At 71.4% G+C, this 20,216-nt stretch carries 16 protein-coding genes, 1 tRNA gene and 1 pseudogene; 8 read left to right on the top strand and 10 right to left on the bottom strand.

Going from position 1 to position 20,216, the window contains the following annotated elements:
* Window positions 1–119 precede the first annotated feature (119 nt).
* Entirely contained in the window at window positions 120–2,357 is a 2,238-nt protein-coding gene (locus ACLJWH_RS04465) for a tetratricopeptide repeat protein (RefSeq protein ID WP_411140219.1), read from the top strand.
* On the opposite strand, the gene ACLJWH_RS04460 is transcribed toward ACLJWH_RS04465, so the two are convergent.
* From ACLJWH_RS04460 to ACLJWH_RS04435, 6 genes and pseudogenes are all read right to left on the bottom strand, one after another.
* Window positions 2,347–3,339 carry a nucleoside hydrolase gene (locus tag ACLJWH_RS04460; RefSeq protein WP_411140218.1) on the bottom strand — a complete coding sequence of 331 codons (993 nt, stop codon included), beginning with the start codon at window positions 3,337–3,339 and terminating at the stop codon, window positions 2,347–2,349. The two genes, ACLJWH_RS04465 and ACLJWH_RS04460, sit on opposite strands and share 11 nt — an antisense overlap.
* A gap of 476 nt (window positions 3,340–3,815) precedes the next feature.
* Window positions 3,816–3,891 (bottom strand) — tRNA-Arg (locus tag ACLJWH_RS04455).
* A gap of 878 nt (window positions 3,892–4,769) precedes the next feature.
* Window positions 4,770–6,185 carry a cytochrome P450 gene (locus ACLJWH_RS04450; protein WP_411140217.1) on the bottom strand — a complete coding sequence of 472 codons (1,416 nt, stop codon included), beginning with the start codon at window positions 6,183–6,185 and terminating at the stop codon, window positions 4,770–4,772.
* 53 nt (window positions 6,186–6,238) lie between these two features.
* Complete coding sequence (locus ACLJWH_RS04445; protein ID WP_411140216.1) at window positions 6,239–7,633, bottom strand: NAD(P)/FAD-dependent oxidoreductase; 1,395 nt, start codon at window positions 7,631–7,633, stop codon at window positions 6,239–6,241.
* A 14-nt stretch (window positions 7,634–7,647) separates the two neighbouring features.
* Window positions 7,648–7,881, bottom strand: a complete 234-nt coding sequence (locus tag ACLJWH_RS04440; protein WP_411140215.1) for a ferredoxin — start codon at window positions 7,879–7,881, stop codon at window positions 7,648–7,650.
* An 88-nt stretch (window positions 7,882–7,969) separates the two neighbouring features.
* Window positions 7,970–8,372, bottom strand: a pseudogene (locus tag ACLJWH_RS04435) (SHOCT domain-containing protein).
* Between the two features lie 176 nt (window positions 8,373–8,548).
* On the opposite strand from ACLJWH_RS04435, the gene ACLJWH_RS04430 reads away from it, so the two are divergent.
* Entirely contained in the window at window positions 8,549–8,815 is a 267-nt protein-coding gene (locus ACLJWH_RS04430) for a LapA family protein (RefSeq protein ID WP_411140214.1), read from the top strand.
* A 144-nt stretch (window positions 8,816–8,959) separates the two neighbouring features.
* Here the strand turns inward: ACLJWH_RS04430 and ACLJWH_RS04425 are convergent, their stop codons facing one another.
* Window positions 8,960–9,847: a LysR family transcriptional regulator gene (locus ACLJWH_RS04425; RefSeq protein WP_411140213.1), complete on the bottom strand. Its 888-nt coding sequence runs from the start codon at window positions 9,845–9,847 to the stop codon at window positions 8,960–8,962.
* Window positions 9,848–10,039: 192 nt separating this feature from the next.
* On the opposite strand from ACLJWH_RS04425, the gene ACLJWH_RS04420 reads away from it, so the two are divergent.
* The 4 genes from ACLJWH_RS04420 to ACLJWH_RS04405 all read left to right on the top strand — a co-directional run bounded on the left by ACLJWH_RS04420 (window position 10,040) and on the right by ACLJWH_RS04405 (window position 14,827).
* A complete protein-coding gene (locus ACLJWH_RS04420; protein WP_411140212.1) occupies window positions 10,040–10,636 on the top strand; it encodes a MaoC family dehydratase in 597 nt (198 codons plus the stop codon).
* Window positions 10,633–11,496, top strand: coding sequence for an HpcH/HpaI aldolase/citrate lyase family protein (locus tag ACLJWH_RS04415; RefSeq protein WP_411140211.1), 864 nt, complete (start codon window positions 10,633–10,635; stop codon window positions 11,494–11,496). The genes ACLJWH_RS04420 and ACLJWH_RS04415 overlap by 4 nt, the downstream gene beginning before the upstream one ends.
* Window positions 11,493–12,926: an acetyl-CoA hydrolase/transferase family protein gene (locus ACLJWH_RS04410; protein WP_411140210.1), complete on the top strand. Its 1,434-nt coding sequence runs from the start codon at window positions 11,493–11,495 to the stop codon at window positions 12,924–12,926. Before ACLJWH_RS04415 ends, ACLJWH_RS04410 begins: the two co-directional genes overlap by 4 nt.
* Before the next feature lie 164 nt (window positions 12,927–13,090).
* Window positions 13,091–14,827 (top strand): pyruvate dehydrogenase, encoded by a 1,737-nt coding sequence (locus ACLJWH_RS04405; protein ID WP_411140209.1) that lies wholly within the window; start codon window positions 13,091–13,093, stop codon window positions 14,825–14,827.
* Window positions 14,828–14,893: 66 nt separating this feature from the next.
* Here the strand turns inward: ACLJWH_RS04405 and ACLJWH_RS04400 are convergent, their stop codons facing one another.
* Both ACLJWH_RS04400 and ACLJWH_RS04395 read right to left on the bottom strand, forming a co-directional pair.
* Window positions 14,894–16,144 (bottom strand): M6 family metalloprotease domain-containing protein, encoded by a 1,251-nt coding sequence (locus ACLJWH_RS04400; protein ID WP_411140208.1) that lies wholly within the window; start codon window positions 16,142–16,144, stop codon window positions 14,894–14,896.
* 86 nt (window positions 16,145–16,230) lie between these two features.
* A complete protein-coding gene (locus ACLJWH_RS04395) occupies window positions 16,231–16,929 on the bottom strand; it encodes a rhomboid-like protein (protein WP_411140207.1) in 699 nt (232 codons plus the stop codon).
* A 270-nt stretch (window positions 16,930–17,199) separates the two neighbouring features.
* Between ACLJWH_RS04395 and ACLJWH_RS04390 the strand changes: the two genes are divergently transcribed.
* On the top strand, window positions 17,200–17,871 hold the full coding sequence (locus ACLJWH_RS04390; protein ID WP_411140206.1) for a TetR/AcrR family transcriptional regulator: 672 nt from the start codon (window positions 17,200–17,202) through the stop codon (window positions 17,869–17,871).
* Window positions 17,872–18,048: 177 nt separating this feature from the next.
* On the top strand, window positions 18,049–19,578 hold the full coding sequence (locus ACLJWH_RS04385; RefSeq protein ID WP_411140205.1) for an MFS transporter: 1,530 nt from the start codon (window positions 18,049–18,051) through the stop codon (window positions 19,576–19,578).
* Window positions 19,579–19,643: 65 nt separating this feature from the next.
* Here the strand turns inward: ACLJWH_RS04385 and ACLJWH_RS04380 are convergent, their stop codons facing one another.
* On the bottom strand, window positions 19,644–20,141 hold the full coding sequence (locus tag ACLJWH_RS04380) for a MarR family winged helix-turn-helix transcriptional regulator (RefSeq protein ID WP_131125514.1): 498 nt from the start codon (window positions 20,139–20,141) through the stop codon (window positions 19,644–19,646).
* Between the last annotated feature and the right edge of the window lie 75 nt (window positions 20,142–20,216).

Here is a 20,216-nt window from a genome sequence, read left to right as displayed (position 1 = left end):
CCCACGCCTCACGTGAATAGAACTTGCGTGCCCATCTGGTGGGTATGGGATCGGCATATGACAATGGGTGGCCGCAGGGGGAGCGCTGCTTCCCCGCGTGTCGGCGACGGGGGCGCATCATGGGACCGCAGAGTTTCGGCACTGTACTGAGGGCGCGCCGTGGCGCGGCGGGGCTGTCCTTGCGGGGGCTCGCGAAGGCCCTCGCTTACAGTCCGGGCTGGATCAGCCGGATCGAGACCGGCAAAGTAGCGCCGACGCTGGACTTCGCCTCCAGGTGTGACGCCCTTCTGGGGGCGGCGGGCGAACTGGTGGCGCTGGCGCAGGCTGCCCAGCCCGACGCCCACGGTCTCCTCCGCCCCGCGCAACTCCCGCCCGACACGGGAAAATTCGTGGGACGGCACCAGGTCCTTGACAACCTCAACGCCCTGCTGGCAGCCGCCGAACAGGCCGGCACTGCCCTCACGCTGGCGATCGACGGTCCGGCCGGAGCGGGCAAGAGCGCCCTCGCCGTGCACTGGGCACACACGATCGCAGACCAGTTCCCGGGCGGTGTCCTCTTCGTAGATCTTCAGGGATACACACCGGACGGGCACCCGGTCGGTGCTGCCCGCGCGCTGGAGCGTTTTCTCCTCTCCGCCGGACTGGCGGCAGAAACGATTCCCCCCGACGTTAGTGAACGGGCCGCCCGCTTCCGCACCCTCGCCAGCGGACGCCCCACCCTCATCATTCTGGACAACGCCGCCGACTCCCAGCACGTCAAACCCCTGCTCGTCAGCGCTCCGGGCAGTGTCACCGTCATCACCAGCCGGCGCCGCCTCACCGGACTGGCCGCCACCGCCGGTGCCCACCGGATCACCGTCGGCCCCCTCTCGCCCGACGAATCAGCCACCCTGCTGCGCACGGTCCTCGGCACCGATCGCGTCGCCGCCGAGTTGACCGCTGCCCGCGCACTGGCCGACCGGTGCGGACATCTGCCGCTCGCCCTGCGCATCGTCGCCGAGCGGCTCGCCACCCACTCCTACCGACGCATCAGCGAAGCCGCCGCTGACCTTGCCCACGCGTCCGCCCGCCTGGACGCACTCACGGACGCCGACGACCCACACCTGGCCATGCGCGCGGTACTCGCCTGCTCCTACCGCGAACTGCCACCGGCGACGGCCAGCGAATTCCGGCTCCTGGGCCTCTACCCTGGCACCACGATCAGCGCAGCCGCAGCCGGCGCACTGCTCGCCCGCACCGCGATACAGGCCCGCCACTGCCTGGACGACCTCGTAGCCCTCCACCTGCTGGAAGAGACCGGCCCCGACCTCTACCGCCGTCACGACCTGCTGCGCGACTACGCCGCCGAACGGTCCGCCGAAATCGACAGCGACGCGGACCGCTCGGCCGCGGCGCGCCGACTCACCTCCTGGTACGCCCACACCATCGACCACGCCTGCTGGACGCTCGCCCCCAACCGCCCCATCGACCGCCTCGCCGAACCGCCCGCGGACGTGCACCCGCTCGACTTCTCAACAGCTGACGCGGCCGGCGAGTGGTGCGATGCCGAGGCCGATTCCTTCGTACCCGTCATCCGGCTCGCCGCCCGGCACGAGCTGCCCGCAGCATGGGAGATACCCGCGCGCCTGTGGAACTGGCTCCTGCTCCGCAAGCCGTGGGGCATCTGGATCGACAGCCACGAGGCCGGGCTGACCGCCGCCACAGCAGCCGGCGACACCGCGGGCCAGGCATGGCTGTCCATGAACCTGGGTGAGGCATACCGTCAGGGCCCCGGAGACACCGATCGCGCCCGAGACCTCCTCCAGCAGTCTGTCGACCTCCGCCGCCGCCTCGGCGACCTCCACGGGCAAGCATGGGCCGGTACCTGCCTCGGATTCACCGCAGCAGACGAGGACGACCCCGACCACGCACTCCCGGAGTTCGAACGAGCGCTACGCCTCTTCGAGGAGACCGGCGACCGGCACGGCCAAGCAGTCGTCCTGGCCTGCCTGGCCGAAGCACACGCCCTCCTCGGGCACCGCGACCTCGCGCAGCAGTCCTTCGACGCCGGCCTCCACCTCACCCGCGCACTCCGCGACGACTACGCCGAGGGCGCCCTCTGGGCACGCCGCGCCGGCGCCCACCACCAGCTCGGCGAGTACGCGGACGCCATCGGCTGCCTCGATAGCAGCATCAGCAGCCGGCGCACGGCCGGCGACGACTGGGGCGTGGCCGACGCCCTGGACCGCCGCGCCGAGGCACTCGTTCTGCTCGGCAGACCCGACGAGGCGCAGCAGTCGTGGGAAGAGGCACTGGAACTGTTCGACCGGCTTGCGGACCCCCGGGCTACGGTCGTCCGCGAGCGGCTTACGGGCTGACGAGCGCCCTGCGGACGCGTTCCATGGCGGTCGCCGCATCCGCTGTCACAGCGATCCGCACTGACTGCCGCCCATCCGTGATGCTGGACATCTCCGGCGGGAATCCGACACGGGCATCCACCAGCGTCGCACCCCGGCAATGGCCTACCAACTCGACCACGACCTGGCGCTCCTCGTAGGTGGCCAGACTGGGGTCGACCATGATGGCCGCGGCCAGCGGATCGTGCATCACACATCCGCGCCGGCCACCGAGCTGGCTGTAGATCCCCACGTAGGTGTCCAGTACCTGAGAGGCGTACCGCGCTGCGGGGGTGTCCATCGCGGCTATCTCATCCAGCCATTCCCCGTCCGCCCACGCCAGTTGCGTGACATCCATCGGCACCATCGTCAAGTTGAAGCCGGCCCGCATGACCTCTTCGCCCGCTTCGGGATCGTGCCAGGTATTGGCGTCGGCCCAGCCCGAGGTGTTGCCGGGGACGCTGAAGGCCCCGCCCATGTAGACAATGCCGTGCAGCAGCTGCGGCAGCTTAGGTTCCAGCCGCAGTGCGAGCGCGATATTCGTCAGCGGCGCGAGCGAAAGAACCGTCAGCTCTCCGGGCCGCTGGCGCGCCAGCCGCACCAACTGCTCAGCCGCGGACTCCGCCACCGGTCTCCGAGACGAAGGTGGGCCGGCCTGCCCACCCAGCCCATCCGCGCCGTGCACGGTCTCGGCTGTCATCAACGGCTGCTGGAGCGGCGTGGGGTGCCCGGCTGCGACCGGCACGTCCGTCAGGCCGGCCACATCGAGGATGCGCAGCGCATTCGCGGCCGCTTGGGCCGTCGGCACGTTCCCGTGTATCGCTCCCACCGCGACGATCTCCACATCGGGCTGTGCGGCCAGGTAGAAGATCGCCCAGGCGTCGTCCACTCCGGGGTCCGTGTCGAGGACGATGGACAGTCTCGGGCGGTCTTCGGTAGCCGGTATGCCGGGTGCGGACGTCATGGGGCCTCCTCGGGGCTGCTGTAGACCCGCGAGTCTGCTCCAAGTACGAAACGGACAACAGTGTTTACCGTGTTGCTCAACAGGTAAACACTGGCAAATCCCTCCCCACAGGCATCAGGGTTACCAGCGTGCCGGGAGTCCGCTTCGGGGCTGACGGCGCATCTTGCCCAGAGCTTTGGGCGCCAGGCCGCGCGGACGATCCAGATGCCGTGCTCCAGTGCAGGCGGCACCTTCGCTAGCGCTCGGCACAGGGAGTCCGTCGGGCTCCCTTCTTGTGTGGGAGGGGGCCCACGCGGCGTATGGTCTACGACCTGCGGCGTTGCATGATCATTTGGGAGATATTTGGGAGACGCGATGGTGAGTCGAGCCCGTGGGCGGAGCGTGGGAGACCGTGCGCGGAACGGGAGACACGGCAGAGGCCCAAGCCAGATGATCTCTCTGACCTGGGCCTCTATCGGTTTTTGCGCTGGTAGCGCTGGTGCCCCCGGCAGGATTCGAACCTGCGACACCCGCTTTAGGAGAGCGGTGCTCTATCCCCTGAGCTACGGAGGCGGGGAAACGGCCTTGCGGATGACGTGGAGGAAAGCTCCGGGGGAGATCGCATCCGGTCTGGGCAAGGGCCTGGGCTGCCGCTGAGGGCAGCCCAGGACAGGGTAGCGGATGGGGGTGGGGTGGTGGGGAGGTGGTTGTTGTCTCGGTTCTCGGCTCAGCTTGCGGGGACCGGCCTGATGCTGAGGTGTCGTCGGGGAGGGCCGGTGGTGGGGGCGGTGATGTTTAGGGCAGGCCGTGATCGGGGTCGGTGCCGTTCGGTGTCGCCGGTGTGCTCGTATCGCTATCAGCCCGTACCGCGACGAGCCAGTACTGCCACCAATCCGTACCGCGACCACCCCGTACCGCGTCCAGGCCACGCCGTGGGCCGCGGCCACGCCCTGGCCGAGGCTGCGGCGGTGCCGGGGCCGCGGCGGTGCCGGGGCCGTACGCCGTCGGCCTTGGTCCACTGCCCGTGCCGGCGGCGACGCGGCCATCGCCCCTGGCGGCAGCTCCGCCCAGCCTTTCCGTTTGGGTCATGTCCTGCTGGTGTGGCTGGAGACCATCGCTGCGTATCGCCCGCTCGCCCTGCTTCGGGATGACCCGCGCCGGGCGGACCAGGAGGTCGGAGGCCGGAGACCGTCGAGCTCTCTTCGCCGCGATCTCCACCCGGCAATGCCCGCCCGGCCACCCAGAGGCAGGGGCACGGGGACGGCCGGCTGTGCTCGGAGCCGGTCAAGGTCGGCACGGTGGGGCTGCCCGGGGCTCCGGAGTTCTCCGAACCGTCCGGCCTCCCCTTCTGAGAGCACACCGGGCGGCCCCCTGCGTGCGGAGGTGTGGCTGTCGGGCGGGGGATCGGTGCGGTGGGCGATGTGGTGCGAGCCGCGTCGCCCGGTTGATGGCTAGGGCGTGAGGCCGTCGAAGGTGATGTTCAGGTGCCGGGGGCCGCGCAGGACCGCGTTGCGGCGGTAGGGCGGTGGGTCCTCGGTCAGGCGGGGGTTGTCGAGCCGGCGGGCCAGGGCGGTCAGGGCCAGTTGGGCCTCCAGCCGGGCGAGGGGGGCGCCGAAGCAGTTGTGGATGCCGTGGCCGAAGCCCAGGTGCTCGTTGTGGGGGCGGTCGGGGAGGAAACGGTCGGGGTCGGGGAAGCGCTGGGGGTCCCGGTTGCCGGCGGCGACCATGAGGTACAGCGACGCGCCCTTGGGGATGGTGGTCCCGGCGATGTCGATATCGGCCAGCGCGGTGCGCTGGGGCAGCATCTGTACCGGCGGTTCGAAGCGGAGCAGTTCCTCCACGAGTGGGGCGGCCAGGCCGGGGTCGTCCCGCAGCCGCTGGAGGGCAGTGGGGTTGCGCAGCAGGGTGAGCATGCCGTTGGTGATGAGGTTGACGGTGGTCTCGTGGCCGGCGATCAGCAGCAGGGCCGAGGTGCTCACCATCTCCAGCGGAGTCATCCGGCCGTCCGGTCCCTGGTCGGTGGCCATGGCGGAGAGCATGTCGTCGCGCGGGGAGCGGCGGCGTTCCTCGATCAGGCCGGACAGGTAGGCGGCGAGCTCGAACCGTGCCTGGCGGACGGCTTCCCGCTGCGCCTCGCGGTCCTGGGCGGAGCCGCCCACGGGATCGAGGCTGGCGGCGAGCGTGTCGGCCCAGCCGTGGAAGCGCGGTTCGTCCTCGTGCGGGATGCCGAGCAGCCGGCAGATCACCGTCACGGGGAAGGGGTAGGCGAAGCTGTCCACCAGATCGATCAGATCGATCTGTCCTCCGGCCCCGGCCTCGGTCCCGGCTCCGGCCTCGGTCCCGCTCCCGCTCCCGGCCTCGGTCCCGGCTCCGGCCTCGGTCCCGGCCGCACCTCCGGCCCCGGCCGCGCCTCCGCCTCCGCCTCCGGCCCCAGCCTCGGCCCCGCCCCGGGCCCCGCCCCCGGCCCCGCCCCCGTCCACGAAGCCGTCGACGAGGCCGTTGACGATCTCGGCGAGCTCGCCGCGCATGCCGTCCACCCGCCGTGGGGTGTGCGGCGGTCCGAACGGCCGCATCGCCTGTCGGCGGAGCCGGTCGTGCTCGGGGGGATCGAGCTTGAGGAAGGCCGGCGGCAGGTTCGGGTCCTCGTCCGGAGCGGCGGTCCTGGCCGCCTTGGGGTCCAGATTGCGGATGTCGGAGCTGACGCGCGGGTCGTGGAGCAGGCTGTGGACCTCCCAGTACGTGCTGACCAGGTAGGGACCGTCCTCGTCCCGTACCACCGGGGTCTTGCGGAGCTCGGCGTACAGCGGGTACGGGTCGGCGCGGTGGGCGTAGTCGGTGATCTGGCGCAGGAGCGCGACCGACGTCATGGCGGATTCCTTCCGGGTCTTCGGCCGGGGCCGTCCGTGCTGGTGGGCCCGCGTCAGGCGCGCAGCGGGGTGAACGAGATACGCCGGTCGCCGGGCGAATGGCCGCTGAGGGTGACCGTGGGGCCGTGGCTGGGAAGGGAGGGGTCCGGGAACCCGGCCGGTACCGGCTGTGCCTCCTCGGGCCGCCGGTCGACGGTGGTGAACCCGAGTGGGAACGGAGCGGCGCGTTCGATCTGCTGCTGGTAGAACACCAGCCATTTGGCCTGGTCGAAGGCGGCCGCGGCGATGATGCGGCCCTGGTAGCCGTAGACGACCGTGAAGCGGCCCTCGGCGAGCGATCCCTGGGCGACGGTGATCTTGTCGGCCATGGGCGGTACGCCGACCGACTTGATGTTGACGCCGAACTGGGCGGACCAGAAGGACGGTGTCCACACGTGCGGGCGGCGGTCCGTGCCGGCGCTGATCATGTTGTGGGCCGCGACCTGGGCCTGCTCGACCGCGTTGCCCCAGTGCTCCAGGGAGAGGAACTGGTAGCCGAACAGCGGATGCGGGGAGCGGGCGACGTCGCCCGCGACGAAGATGTCGTCGGTGACGATGCCGCGTACGTCGAAGGCCCGGCAGCCCGCGTCGCAGGCGATGCCGCGCGGGCCGGCCCCGAGGCCGGACGACGCCAGCCACTCGGTGTTCCGGGTCGCTCCCAGGCAGACGACCGCCATCTCCGCCTCGACCGTGCTGCCGTCCGACAGGTGCGCGCACCGCAGGCGTCCGGCGGGGTCCCCCTCCAGCCCGGTCACCATGATTCCGCACCGCAGATCGACACCCTTCGCGCGCTGCATCTTCGCGGCCACCTCACCGACGACGGAGCCCAGCGCGCCGACCAGCGGGGTCGAGCCCCGTTCGACGACGGTGACCGCCAGCCCTCGCTCCCGGCAGGCCGAAGCGATCTCGGAGCCGGTGAACCCCGCTCCGATGACCAGCACCCGGTGCGGGCCCGCGCTCAGCCGGCGGTGCAGCTGGGCCGCGTCGTCGCTGGTGCGCAGCACGAACACCCCGTCCAGGCCGGCCTCCAGCTCGTTCGGCCAGGGGCGGGCGCGGACGCCGGTCGTGATCAGCAGCCGGTCGTAGTCCACCGCGCTCCCGTCGGCGAGGTGCACCCGCCGGGCCGCCGGGTCCAGACCGGTGGCCGCCACCCCGAGCCGCCAGTTCGCGTCCAGCGCCGGGTGCCGGGGGAGCGTCGTGTGGTCGGCGGGCACCCTGCCGAGCAGGACCTGCTTGGACAGCGGCGGCCGGTCGTACGGCTCGTGCGGCTCGTCGCCGATGAGGGTGAGGGTGCCGGTGAAGCCCTCCTCCCGCAGCGTCCCGGCGGCCCGCAGACCGGCCAGGGACGCGCCCACGATGACGATGTGGCCCTCGCGCCTGAGCTTTTCCAGGGAGCCGTCAACCGACATGGGAGACACCTGCCTCAACCGACACGGGAGTCTCCTGCCGTCGCCGCGGCCGTCGCGTCCGCACCTTCCACGAGGATGGCCTTGACCGGGCACGCCTGCGCCGCCCGCAGCACGTTCTCCCGCAGTTCGTCGTCGGGCTGGGGGTCGTACATCAGCGCTTCTTCTCCGTGCATGGCGAACACGTCGGGCGCCAGAAAGGCGCATTGCGCATACCCCTGGCACCGGTTGAGATCGACGACAAGCCTCATCGGGTCTCCACTTCGTCGCTGAGGGGTGAGGGGGTGAGCTGAGGGGTGAGGGGGTGGGGGTGAGGGGATCGGGTGTTCCCGCTCCCGTTCAGGACAGGAGCTTGTCCTTGGCCTTCTGGTACTCCTCCGCACTGATCGCGCCGCCGGCCTTGAGGTCGGCGAGCTTGGCCAGTTCGTCGGCGTGCGAGACCGGGCCACCCGCGGACGGTGCGACGGCCTCGCGGATGTACTGCTTGACGGCCGCGTCGGCCTGCTGTGCCTGTTCCCGCTCGCGTGCGGCCATGGACTTCCCGCGGAAGATCACGTAGAGCAGGACGCCGCAGGAGGGGCAGCACGATGACCACGATGATCCACCCGGCTTTGGCCCACCCGTTCATGTCGTGGCTGCGGAAGAGATCGCTGAGGACCTTGAAGAGGAGGAAGAACCAGAGGATCAGCAGGAAGAACTCCAGCAGGGTCCAGGTCAGGCTGAGCAAGGGGTAGTCGTGCACCGTCGCCTCCCGTGCAGGGAATCACTCGACAGAAGCGGACAAGCCAGACCTATCAGGTGTGCGGTGCGTCGGCGAACGCTCGCCGTCGGTATGTCCGCCATCGGAGGCAGGCCGGATGTCCGCCGTCGGAGGCAGACCGGCGTGCGGGCCGCGGGCGCCGGGGGCACGATGGAGGTATGGCAGGCAAGAGTGGCCGGTCGGCCAGGAGTGACCGGTCGGCGCATCCGTGGGTCAGCGTGAAGGGTGTGGCGATCACCAGCAGGGCCGTCGGCTTGGTGGTGCTGGCGGTGGCCGCGGTGTGGTTCATCGCGGGCAATACCCAGTCGGTGCGGATCCGGCTGTGGGTTCCGACGGTGTGGGCGCCGCTGTGGCTGGTGCTCGCGATCACCGCGGTGGTGGCGGTGGCGTTCGGCTGGTATCTGGGCCGGCGCGGCTCCAGGTAGAGACGCCGCGCCGAGTGGAACCGGACGGTTCACCGCGCCGAGTGGAACCGGACGGTTCACCGCGCCGAGTGGAGCCGGACGGTTCACCGCTTCGGCGTCCCGCCCCTGTCCATCTCGCCGCCCGCGCCGCCGCCGTCACGTCAACTACCGCTGCCGCACCGCCCGTTCGGCGACGAAGGCCCGGAAGTTGCGGACGGCGGGGGTGGTGGGGCGGGTGCGATGCCAGGCGGTGCCGATGGTGCGGTGGGCGTCGGCGTCCGTCAGGGGGATGAGGGTGAGGCCCTCGGGTTCGGCGGTGCCCGGGTCGCGGGGGAGGACGGAGACGCCCAGACCGGAGGCGACCAGGCCCCTGATGGTGGCGATCTCGGTGGCCTCCATGGTGATGGCGGGGGTGTGGCCGGCCCGGGAGAACAGCAGGTCGGTGATCTGGCGGAGGCCGAACTCCGCTCTGAGCGTGATGAATTGCTCGGCCGCGGCGTCGGCTATGGACACCTCCTTGCGGTCGGCCAGGGGGTGCGCCGCCGGGACCGCGAGCCAGAGGCGTTCCTCGCACAGCGGGTGCCAGGAGAGGTCCGGATCGGCCGGCTCCGGGCTGGTGATGATCAGGTCCGACCCGCCGTCGCGCAGACTCTGGACCACCGCGTCGGCCGCGTCGGAGTGCAGCAGGAACTGCGCGGCCGGCGCCTGCTGCCGGTACGCGCTGATGAGTTCGGGGATCAGCCAGCGGCCGAAGGAGTGCGGGAAGGCCAGCGAGATGGTGCCCTGATGGGGATCGAGCATGGTCGCGATCCGGTCCTCGGCGGTGGAGATCTCCTGGAGGGCGCGCCGGACGTGCTCCTGGAAGACCTCGCCGCGCGGGTTGAGGTGGAGCCGGTGGCGGTCGCGGTCGAAGAGCGGCGTACCCAGTTCTTTTTCCAGGCGGTGCAGAGCACGGGACAGCGTGGGCTGTGTGATGTGCAGCATTGCCGCCGCATCGGTGACGTGCTCGGTATCGGCCAGGACGAGAAACCAGCGCAGCTCAGCGACGTTCATCGGCCAATTATGCGTCAGGTGAATGAACTCGGTACGCGGTAGTCATTTTTCAAACGGGCAGGTGCGTAAGAGTCTTTATGGCACAGGCGCCCGGGAGCCACCCGGGGCCGGTTCAGGAGGCTGACCACAGTGTCCGACCAGCAAGAACATGAAGTTCATGAGAGTGCGGTCAGTGACGTACAGGAGGGGGGAGTGCGTGACGGGGGAGTTCCCGGCGGTGTTGAGCGGGAGCGGGCCGGGACGCGTGCCGAATCGGCGGATACCGAGCCGACGCTCTCCTGGCAGGGGCGTTATTTCGAGGATTTCACCGTCGGGGATGTCTATCGGCATCCGCTCGGCCGTACGGTCACCACGACCGACAACATTTGGCTGACGCTCCTCACCCAGAACACCGCACCGCTGCATTTCGACGCGCATTACGCGGCGCAGACCGAATTCGGGAAGCCGCTCGTCGACTCCACCTTCACCCTCGCGCTGGTGACGGGGCAGAGCGTCACCGATATCTCCCAGCATGTGATGGCCAACCTCGGCTGGGACAAGGTGCGGCTGCCGAATCCGGTCTTCGAGGGGGACACGCTCTACTCGCAGTCCGAGGTGCTGCTGGCGCGCCGTTCGGCGTCCCGTCCCGAGGTGGGCGTCGTGACGGTACGGACCGTGGGGTTCAACCAGCGCGGTGCGGTCGTGATCGTCTTCGAGCGCACCCTGCTCGTCTACCGGCGCGGCCACGGCCCCCGCTTCGCCGATGTCCGCCCGGTGTGGGACGAGCGCTCCCGTAAGGCGCTGTCGTGAGCGCCGCGGGGCGGGAGCGCTCCTGGCTCTTCGTGCCCGGTGACCGGCCCGAGCGGTTCGCCAAGGCGGCCGGCAGCGGCGCCGACGAGGTGATCTGCGATCTGGAGGACGCCGTGGCCCCGGAGCACAAGGATGCCGCGCGCCGCGCGGTCGCCCGCCGGCTCGCCCCGGGGCAGCGGCAAGGGCGAACGCAAGGGCAGGGGCAAGGACCGGGCCAGGGCGGCGGTTCCGCCTTCGTGCGGATCAATGGGGCGGACACCGCGCAGTACGCCGCCGATGTGGCGGCGCTCGCCGGGGCGCCCGGACTGCGCGGGGTGGTGCTGCCCAAGAGCGAGCAGGTCGACCAGCTCCATGCGCTGATCGCGGCCCTGCCCCGGCACGTCCGGGTGATCGCCCTGGTCGAGACCGCGCTCGGGGTGCACCAGGCCACCGCCCTGGCCAGGGTGCCGGGCGTGCACCGGCTGGCGTTCGGTTCGGTGGACTTCGCGCTGGACGTGGGCGCGCGGGACGAACCGGAGCCCCTGCGGTACGCGCGCTCCCGGCTGGTGCTGGCCTCGCGGGTGGCCGGTATCGCGGCGCCCCTGGACGGCGTGACCACGCGGCTGGACGCCCCCGAGGTGCTCGCCGCCGATGCGCGGGCCGCGCGCGGGCTCGGCTTCGGCGGCAAGCTCGCCATCCATCCGGCGCAGATCGACGGCATCAACGCGGCGTTCGGGCCCACGCCGCGGGAACGGGAGTGGGCCGAACGCGTGCTGGCCGCGGTGCGCGAAGCGGGCGGCTCCGCGATCCGCGTGGACGGCCAGATGATCGACCGGCCGCGCGTCGAACTCGCCCGGCGGCTGCTCGGGAGCGGGGCATGAGCGGACCGGCGGGCATGGACACCGCCACGGCGGACATCGGCACGGCGGGCACCGCCACGGCGGGCACCCCCATGGCGGACCTCGGCACGGCGGACCTCGGCACGGCGGACATCGGCGAGCGGACGGCAGACATGACCACCACAACGGCAGGCATGACCACCACAGACGAACCGGGGCGCCCGGAAGACCTCCTCGCCCATCTGCGGCCCGGGGCCGACCTGATCGTCCCCATCCAGCTCGGTGAGCCGGTGACCCTCCTGGACACCCTGGAGGCCCATGCCGGCGAGCTCTCCGGCGTACGGGTGCACCGGATGGACCCGGTGGCCGAACGCGCCTACATACGGGGCGAGTACGGCGACCACCTGCGGCATGTGGACTACTTCCTCGGCCCCGGCTCCCGCGCGGCGTACTGGCGGGGCACCTGCGAGCTGGTGCCCAACCACTTCAGCGAGATGCCGCGGGTGCTGCGGCTGACCACCGAGCGGCCCATCGCCCTGGCGAGTGCGAGCCTGCCCGACGAGCACGGCTACTTCAGCCTCGGTACGAACGCCGACTACACCGCGGCGTTCATCGGTGAGGCCCCGTTCTTCCTGGAGGCCAACGCGCGCATGCCGCGTACCTTCGGGCAGAACCAGGTGCACATCAGCCAGGTGCTGGGCTGGTGCCGCGCCGACCGCGAACTGCCCGAGACCGCGCCGCCGGAGCCGGACGGGCGCGACCGCACCATCGCGGGCCTCATCGCCGAGCGCATCGGCGACGGCTCCTGCCTCCAGGTCGGGGTCGGCCGCATCCCCGACGCACTGCTGGCGTCGCTGACCGGGCACCGCGATCTGGGCGTGCACACCGAGGCGCTCTCCGACGGGATCATGAACCTGGTCGACCGGGGTGTGATCACCGGGGCGCGCAAGGTGCAGCACCGCAATCAGCATGTGGCCACGTTCTGCGTCGGCTCCCGGCGGCTGCTGCGCTGGCTGGACAACAACAGCGCGGTCTGCCTGCTGCCGGTGGACCGGGTCAACGATCCGCGCCGCGTGGCCCGCGAGCCCCGCTTCGTGTCGATCAACGCGACGAGCGAGGTCGATCTCCTGGGGCAGGCCGCCAGCGAGACCATCGCCGGGCGGTACTGGTCCTCCTCCGGCGGCCAGGCCGACTTCGCCAGGGGTGCGATGTACTCGCCCGGCGGCCAGGGCTTCCTGGTGCTGCACTCGGCCACCGGCAAGGGGGTGAGCCGGATCAATGTCTCGCTCACCCCGGGCAGCGTGGTCACCACCCTCAAGAACACCGTCGACAACATCGTCACCGAGTACGGCGTCGCCGCACTGCGCGGTAAGAGCCTCAGCGAGCGCGCACGGGCGCTGATCGCCATCGCCCACCCGGACCACCGCGACCGGCTGCGCCACGACGCGCGCAAGGCCGGCCTGCTGCACTGAGCGCCGCCGCACTGAGCGCCGCCGCAGCGCCGCCGCAACCGGCCCCGCCGCACGCGGCCCAGCTCCCCCCAGCCCCGTTCCCCCCAGCGCCGCTCCACCGAGCCCCGCTGCACCGGACCGGCTCCACCGAGCCGGTCCGGGCCACCGCGGAAGGACAGGAAGAAATGAACCGGACCGTCGCCGAACACCTGGTGACCACCCTGCGCGAGGCGGGCGTCCGCCATATCTACGGACTCGTCGGGGACAGCCTCAACCCCGTCGTCGACGCCGTACGCCGCACCGAGGGCATCGAGTGGGTGCACGTCCACAACGAGGAGGCCGCGGCCTTCGCGGCGGGCGCCGAATCCCAGCTGACCGGGCGGCTGGCGGTCTGCGCCGCCAGCTGCGGCCCCGGCAACACCCACCTCGTCCAGGGCCTGTACGACGCCCACCGCAACGGTGCGAAGGTGCTGGCCATCGCCTCGCACATCCCCTCGCGCCAGATAGGCACCGACTACTTCCAGGAGACCCACCCGGAGCGGCTGTTCGCGGAGTGCAGCCACTACTGCGAGCTGGCCAACAGCCCGGAGCACGCCGGGCGGCTGCTGCACATCGCGATGCAGCACGCGATCGGCAGGTCCGGCGTCGCGGTGCTGATCCTGCCCGGTGACATCGCGGGCGCCGCCGCGGCCGGCCCGCGCTCGTACGGCCGGCCCGGCTACGAGCGGGCGGCGCTGGTGCCCCCGCAGGCGCAGCTCACCGCGCTGGCCGAGGCCGTCGACCAGGCCCGTACCGTCACGCTCTTCGCGGGCAGCGGGGTGCGGGGCGCGCACGACGAGGTGATGCGGCTCGCCGGGCATCTCCAGGCCCCGGTCGGCCATGCGCTGGGCGGCAAGGAGTGGATCCAGTACGACAACCCGTACGACGTGGGCATGAGCGGGCTGCTCGGCTACGGCGCGTGCTACGAGGCGACGCGGGAAGCGGATCTGCTGATCCTCCTGGGGACCGACTTCCCGTACGACGACTTCCTGCCCGGCGGGAGGACCGCGCAGGTCGACCACGACCCGGTGAAGTTCGGGCACCGTACGCCCGTCGATGTCGCCGTGCACGGTGACGTACGCGAGACGATCCGCGCGCTGCTGCCCCTCCTGGAGCGCCGGACCGACCGCCGGTTCCTCGACAAGATGCTGCACCGTCACACCAAGGCCCTGGAACACGCGGTCGCCGCCTACACCCACGACATCGAGCGCCACACCCCCGTCCACCCCGAGTACGCCGCCTCGCTGCTCGACGAACTCGCCGCCGACGACGCGGTGTTCACCGTGGACACCGGGATGTGCAACGTCTGGGCGGCGCGCTATCTCACCCCCAACGGGCGGCGCCGGGTGCTCGGTTCGTGGCGCCACGGCACCATGGCCAACGCGCTGCCGCAGGCGATCGGGGCGGCCCGCTCGCAGCCCGGACGGCAGGTGGTCTCGATGTCGGGCGACGGCGGCCTCGCCATGCTGATGGGCGAGCTGCTGACCGTGCGGCTGCATCAACTCCCGGTGAAGATCGTGCTGTTCAACAACGCCTCGCTGGGCATGGTGAAGCTGGAGATGCTGGTCGACGGCATCCCCGACTTCGAGACCGATCACCTGCCGGTGGACTTCTCGGCGGTCGCCGCGGCGCTGGGGATCGCGTCGGTACGCGTCACCGATCCGGCGGAGCTGCGGGGCGCGCTGACGCGGAGCCTGGGCGCGCCGGGCCCGGCGCTGGTCGAGGTGGTCACCGATCCGAACGCGCTCTCCGTGCCCCCGAAGATCACCGCCGCGCAGCTCAAGGGCTTCGCCCTGGCCACCGGCAGGATCGCCCTGGGCGGCGGGGTGGGCCGGATGCTCGATCTCGCGCGCAGCAACCTGCGGAACATCCCGCGCCCGTAGCCCGTGGCCCGTAGCCCGCGGCCCGTTGGTACGCAGCCGGACCCCGGTCCGCCCTAGGGCCGGCCCTTAGGCGCGCGCCGGGGTCACCCGTATCCGGTAGGTGCCGTCGCGGTTCTCGGCGAGGACGGTGACGGCGGCGCCGCTGCGGCGGTCGGCGTAGGTGGCGCCGGGCCGGAAGGTGGCGTCGGTCAGCTCGCGGTCGACGTATTTGTCCCCGGTGTAGCAGCCGCCGCTGTGCGGGGTGGCGTCCACGATGCGGAGCGGGCCGTGACCCGAGGGGACGTCGGTGTTGACGCGGTAGAGCAGGATGCCGGGACGGCAGACCGTCGGGTCGAGCGGGCCGCGGACCCGGGCCTCCGCGACGAGGGCGGTGTGGGCGCCGGTCGGGATCACGACGATCTTGGTGCCGCCGGGGGTGGCGATCGGGGTGAGGGTGTGTTCCGCGGGCGTCCCGCGCGGCGGCGCGCAGTGCACCTGGCCGGCGGCCAGCCAGCCGAGCTTCCACTTGTGCCAGCCGAGGAAGTCGTTGCTCGGCCCCCAGTCCTCGTCCATCGGGTCCCAATGGCCGACCAGGGACGCGGCCCCGCGGCCGTCCGTGTGGTAGAGGTCGGGGAGGCCGAAGGAGTGGGCGTTCTCGTGGTTGAGGACCCGGAAGGCGTTCTTCCCGGCCTGCCGGCTCCAGATGAACGTCGCGTTCCGGAAGGGCGTGCCGTCGGCCGTCCGCAGGCCCATGTCGCCGCCGCTGAAGGTGACCGACAGGACCGTACGGTCCGCGGGCGGGCCCGCGTTGGGCGTGGCCAGGATGTTGACGACGTCGTACGCGCGCAGGTCCACCTTGCCCTCGACGGCGCGCACGATCTCCCGGGAGAGGGCGTGGTAGCCGGTGTCCGACGCCGGGTCGAAGTCGGCGCCGCGCCCTATGCCGTACGCCGCGAACGGCCGGGACATGCGGATCCACTTCAGGAGGGGCGTGGCGCGGTAGACGAGCCGGTGGTACGAGCTGGCGTGGAAGAAGTCCGCGGCGGCCGGGAAGAACTCGGCGAAGCGGGCGCTCGGGGTGAGCTTCGCGGGGGCGTCCGGGAAGTCTATGAAGAGGGTGAGCGCCCGTACCGTGCCGTGCGAGGGGGCGTAGCCGGCGGGGGTGGCCGCGGACTCGGCGACGTTGTCCTGGATGCCGCGCAGGGCACACGGTCCGCTCGGCGGGGCGGCGTCCGCCGGGGGTATCGCCTCGGCGCTGGGCGGCGCGCCCAGCGCTATCGCGGCGGCCGCGGCGGAGGCCGCACCGGCGGCCAGCGCCGCGGATATCTTGTGCTTCATATCGATCACCCTGTGTCGGCGGGTGATCGCCCGCGCGCGGAATTAGGTCATCTGGAGGCATGACCCCCTGGCAGGCGCCCCGGCCGTCAGGCGTGCCGGACCGGTGGCCGGGTGTGCAGCGGGGATATCGGGCTCCACTCGTCCGGGCGGTCGTGGACGAACGGGTAGCAGGCGAGCCCGATCAGTACGGAGGCGAAGTGGCCGACGTCGGTGAAGGTGCGGTCGCTGAGCAGCGGGGCGGCGTAGAAGGCCAGGACGCCCGGCAGGTAGAGGTAACGCCAGGGGCGGGCGATGCGGTAGGTGAGGACGGCGATGATCCCGGCGAGGGCGTAACTGACGCCCACGTCAAGGGTGTTGACGGCGGAGCGGGGTGCGGCGCCGACGTGGATGGCGAGCGCCAGGACGCCCTCGCTGAGGTAGGTCGCGCCGATGTGCGCGGTGACCAGGACGGCCAGCCAGCGCTTGGTGCCCAGCCAGCGTTCCGCGGGGACGTGGACGACGTTGTAGAGCAGGACGTAGGAGGGCCAGCCGCCGCCGTCGAGCCACAGGGCGCTGGTCAGCAGCACCCGGCCGGGGGACCGCACCAGGTTGTGGATGTTGGTCGAGCGGCGTTGCAGAAGGCGGTCGACGACATCGGGCGGCAGATGGCGCACGACCATCGACGTCAGGAGCAGCAGCGCGAGCCAGATGTATGTGCCGGGGGCGCGGCGGACGTATGCCCAGGTGTGGGTCCAGGTGGCGGTCCCGGCGGTGTGGAGAGCGGTGAACCAGGACCTTCGGGGCATGCGCGACAAAGTATCAAGGTGGTGGTGGGGGCGGGATGGGTGCGGTGGGCGTGCCGGAGGGGGCCGGGCGCGACGGACGCCGGCCGGGCGGGGCAGGCGGCGGCCGGGCGTGGTGCGGGAGTGGCGGGAGTGGCGCAGGTCACGTCAGGGTGTGAAATATCCGGGGACCGCCTCCCCGTTTAACCAGTGGTTCGCGCGAAACGGGGAATGTCTCCCCCCTTGGCGCGGGCCCAAGACCGACAGGTGTCCCCGACAGGTGTCCCCGAAGCGATGAGAGGAGAGTGTGCCGCCGTGACCGCCACCGACCGCCGTGCGAAGACCGAGCAGCCCAGGCTGCGGGCCGATGCCCTGCGTAACCGGGAGCGGATCATCGCGGCCGCCCGCGAGACGATGGTCGAGTTCGGGGCCGAGGTCCCGCTCGACGAAATCGCTCGACGCGCGGGTGTCGGCAATGCGACGCTCTACCGTCACTTCGCGGATCGCCTGGAGTTGATCCACCACGTCACGCTCTCCGTCATGTCCCGTACTGCGGTCTGCGCGGAGAGTGCCCTCGCCGAGGAGTCCGATGCCTTCCGAGCGCTGACGCGCTTCGTCCACGCCGCGGTGGAAGAGCGGATCGGCGCCCTGTGCCCGCTGCTCTCGGAGAGCATCGACCCGGCCCATCCCGATCTGCTCGCGGCGCGCGAACGCCTGGAGGCGGCCGTCGAGGCCGTCATGGCCGCCGCGCGCGACAGCGGCCAATTGCGCACCGACATCGCCGTCGGTGACCTGATGGTCGCGCTCACCCAGCTCACCCGGCCGCTGCCGGGCGGGGGCTGTCTGGACTTCGACAAGTTCGTGCACCGGCACCTTCAGCTGTTCCTGGACGGACTGCTGGCGCCCGCGCGCTCCGAACTCCCCGGCACCGCCGCCACCCTGGGCGACCTGAGGCGCCGCCGGTAACCCGGGAACCCGTTCCCGTGCGCGGCTGCCGCATCGCCCGGCCGCCCGCCTCCTGTCACCCGTCCCGTACTTCCCGTCCTGCCTCTCGCACGTCTTACACACCTCCACACGCACGTACCTCACCCGTCCCGTAATCCGCTCATCGCTCCTCACACGCACCACTAGGTGGACCTCGCCATGCCTGAAACAGCCACGACCGTCGATCCCCGGCGCTGGAAAGCGCTGATATTCATCGCCCTCGCGCAGCTGATGGTCGTCCTCGACGCCACGATCGTGAACATCGCGCTGCCCTCCGCCCAGGCCGATCTCGGCATCACCGACGCCAACCGCCAGTGGGTCATCACCGCCTACGCGCTGGCCTTCGGCGGGCTGCTGCTCTTCGGTGGCCGGCTCGCCGACCTGTGGGGCCGTAAGCGCACCTTCACCATCGGCCTCGTCGGCTTCGCGATCGCCTCCGCGCTGGGCGGGGCCGCGGCCAACCAGGGGATGCTGCTCGGCGCGCGGGCGTTGCAGGGCGTCTTCGGCGCGCTGCTGGCCCCGGCCGCGCTGTCGCTGCTGGCGGTGACCTTCACCGAGGCCAGGGAGCGCGCCAAGGCGTTCGGCATCTTCGGCGCGATCGCCGGTGGCGGCGGTGCCGTGGGGCTGATCCTCGGCGGGGTGCTGACCGAGTACCTGAACTGGCGCTGGACGTTCTTCGTCAACATCCCGTTCGCCGTGGTCGCCGCGACCGGCGCCGTCCTGGTCATCCGCGAGCCCGCGGGCAGCCGTAACCCCGCCAAGCTGGACGTCCCCGGTGTCATCCTGGCCACGCTCGGCCTGGTCTCGCTCGTCTACGGGTTCACCCGCGCCGAGTCCGACGGCTGGGTGGCCGGCCCGACGCTCGGCCTGTTCGCCGCGGCGGCCGTGCTGCTGCTGGCCTTCGTGCTGGTCGAGTCCAAGGTGAAGGCCCCGCTGCTGCCGCTGCGGGTGGTCGCCGAGCGCAACCGCGCGGGTGTCTACGCCTCGCTGGGGCTGGCCGTGATCGGCATGTTCGGTCTCTTCCTGTTCCTGACCTACTACCTCCAGATCGTGAAGGGCTACACCCCGGTCGTGACCGGGCTCGCCTTCCTCCCGATGATCGTGGGCATGATCACCGGCTCCACGCAGATCGGCGCCCGGCTGATGACCCGCGTCCGGCCGCGGCTGCTGATGGCGCCCGGTTTCCTGGTCGCCGCGCTCGGCATGCTGCTGCTCACCGGGATCGACCTGGACACGTCCTACCCGGCGCTGATCCTGCCCGGCTTCCTGCTGCTGGGGCTCGGTATGGGTACCGCGTTCATGCCGGCCATGTCGCTGGCCACGCACGGTGTCCAGCCGCGGGACGCGGGGGTCGCCTCCGCGATGGTCAACACCTCACAGCAGGTGGGCGGCGCGATCGGCACGGCTCTGCTGAACACCATCGCGGCCAGCGCCACCACCGCGTACGCCGCCTCGCACGCGGCCGGCGCCCGCTCGCTCGACCTGCTCAAGCTCCAGTCGATGGTGCACGGCTACACCAGCGCCATCTGGTGGGCGGTCGGCATCCTCGTCCTCGCGGCGGCGATCGCCTTCACCCTCATCAACACCGGTCACCAGGGCGGCGGTGCACCGGCGGCCTCGTCCGGCGACGGCAAGGGCGCGAGCGCGGACGAGAACGCCGACGCGCAGATCCCGGTCATGGTGCACTGACCGGTACGGGCGAAGCGCCCGTACCGAACGAGGTGTGCCGAGGGCGTCGGCCTCCCCTCCCGCCGTCAGCGGAGCCAGGGGAGGTCGGCGCCTTTCGGCTGGAGTCCCTCGGCCATCACCTGGCAGATCTCGGCGAGCTGGCCGACCTGTTCGGGGGTGAGCCGGTCGAATATGGCGGCCCGGACGGCGGCGACATGGCCGGGGGCGGACTTCTCCAGCATGCGCATCCCCTCGTCCGTGAGAACGGCGTTCTGGCCCCGCTTGTCGGAGGGGCAGTTCTCGCGGCGCACCCAGCCGTTCTTCTCCAGGCGGGCGACGGCGTGCGAGAGCCGGGAGCGGGTGATCTTGGCGTTCTGGGCCAGGTCCGTCATCCGCATCCGGCGCCGGGGGGCGCGGGAGAGCTCGACGAGGAGGCCGTAGTAGACGTGCGGCATCCCGGCGTCGCGCTGGAGCTGGCGGTCGAGGTGGTCCTCCAGGAGCGTGGTGGCGTGCAGGTACGACTGCCAGGCGTTCTGCTCCTCGTCGCTGAGCCAGCGCGGCTCGGCTGCGGCTTCGTTGCTCATACCATCCAGTCTCTCACCGTTCCCGCGTTTCTTGAAGTTTTAACAATGCAGGGTTATTGTGAAATGGCAAGAGCT

Source organism: Streptomyces sp. x-80 (assembly GCF_046549095.1).
GTDB classification, from domain to species: domain Bacteria; phylum Actinomycetota; class Actinomycetes; order Streptomycetales; family Streptomycetaceae; genus Streptomyces; species Streptomyces celluloflavus.
Note: the sequence above shows the minus strand (reverse complement) of the source record. Positions and strands in the feature narration are given on the sequence as shown.

Bases quoted from the DNA above. Each gene is read 5' to 3' on its own strand.
- ACLJWH_RS04465 (WP_411140219.1), top strand. From the start codon at position 120: ATGGGACCGCAGAGTTTCGGCACTGTACTGAGGGCGCGCCGTGGCGCG.
- ACLJWH_RS04460 (WP_411140218.1), bottom strand. From the start codon at position 3,339: ATGACGTCCGCACCCGGCATACCGGCTACCGAAGACCGCCCGAGACTG.
- ACLJWH_RS04450 (WP_411140217.1), bottom strand. From the start codon at position 6,185: ATGACGTCGGTCGCGCTCCTGCGCCAGATCACCGACTACGCCCACCGC.
- ACLJWH_RS04445 (WP_411140216.1), bottom strand. From the start codon at position 7,633: ATGTCGGTTGACGGCTCCCTGGAAAAGCTCAGGCGCGAGGGCCACATC.
- ACLJWH_RS04440 (WP_411140215.1), bottom strand. From the start codon at position 7,881: ATGAGGCTTGTCGTCGATCTCAACCGGTGCCAGGGGTATGCGCAATGC.
- ACLJWH_RS04430 (WP_411140214.1), top strand. From the start codon at position 8,549: ATGGCAGGCAAGAGTGGCCGGTCGGCCAGGAGTGACCGGTCGGCGCAT.
- ACLJWH_RS04425 (WP_411140213.1), bottom strand. From the start codon at position 9,847: ATGAACGTCGCTGAGCTGCGCTGGTTTCTCGTCCTGGCCGATACCGAG.
- ACLJWH_RS04410 (WP_411140210.1), top strand. From the start codon at position 11,493: ATGAGCGGACCGGCGGGCATGGACACCGCCACGGCGGACATCGGCACG.
- ACLJWH_RS04405 (WP_411140209.1), top strand. From the start codon at position 13,091: ATGAACCGGACCGTCGCCGAACACCTGGTGACCACCCTGCGCGAGGCG.
- ACLJWH_RS04400 (WP_411140208.1), bottom strand. From the start codon at position 16,144: ATGAAGCACAAGATATCCGCGGCGCTGGCCGCCGGTGCGGCCTCCGCC.
- ACLJWH_RS04395 (WP_411140207.1), bottom strand. From the start codon at position 16,929: ATGCCCCGAAGGTCCTGGTTCACCGCTCTCCACACCGCCGGGACCGCC.
- ACLJWH_RS04390 (WP_411140206.1), top strand. From the start codon at position 17,200: ATGAGAGGAGAGTGTGCCGCCGTGACCGCCACCGACCGCCGTGCGAAG.
- ACLJWH_RS04385 (WP_411140205.1), top strand. From the start codon at position 18,049: ATGCCTGAAACAGCCACGACCGTCGATCCCCGGCGCTGGAAAGCGCTG.
- ACLJWH_RS04380 (WP_131125514.1), bottom strand. From the start codon at position 20,141: ATGAGCAACGAAGCCGCAGCCGAGCCGCGCTGGCTCAGCGACGAGGAG.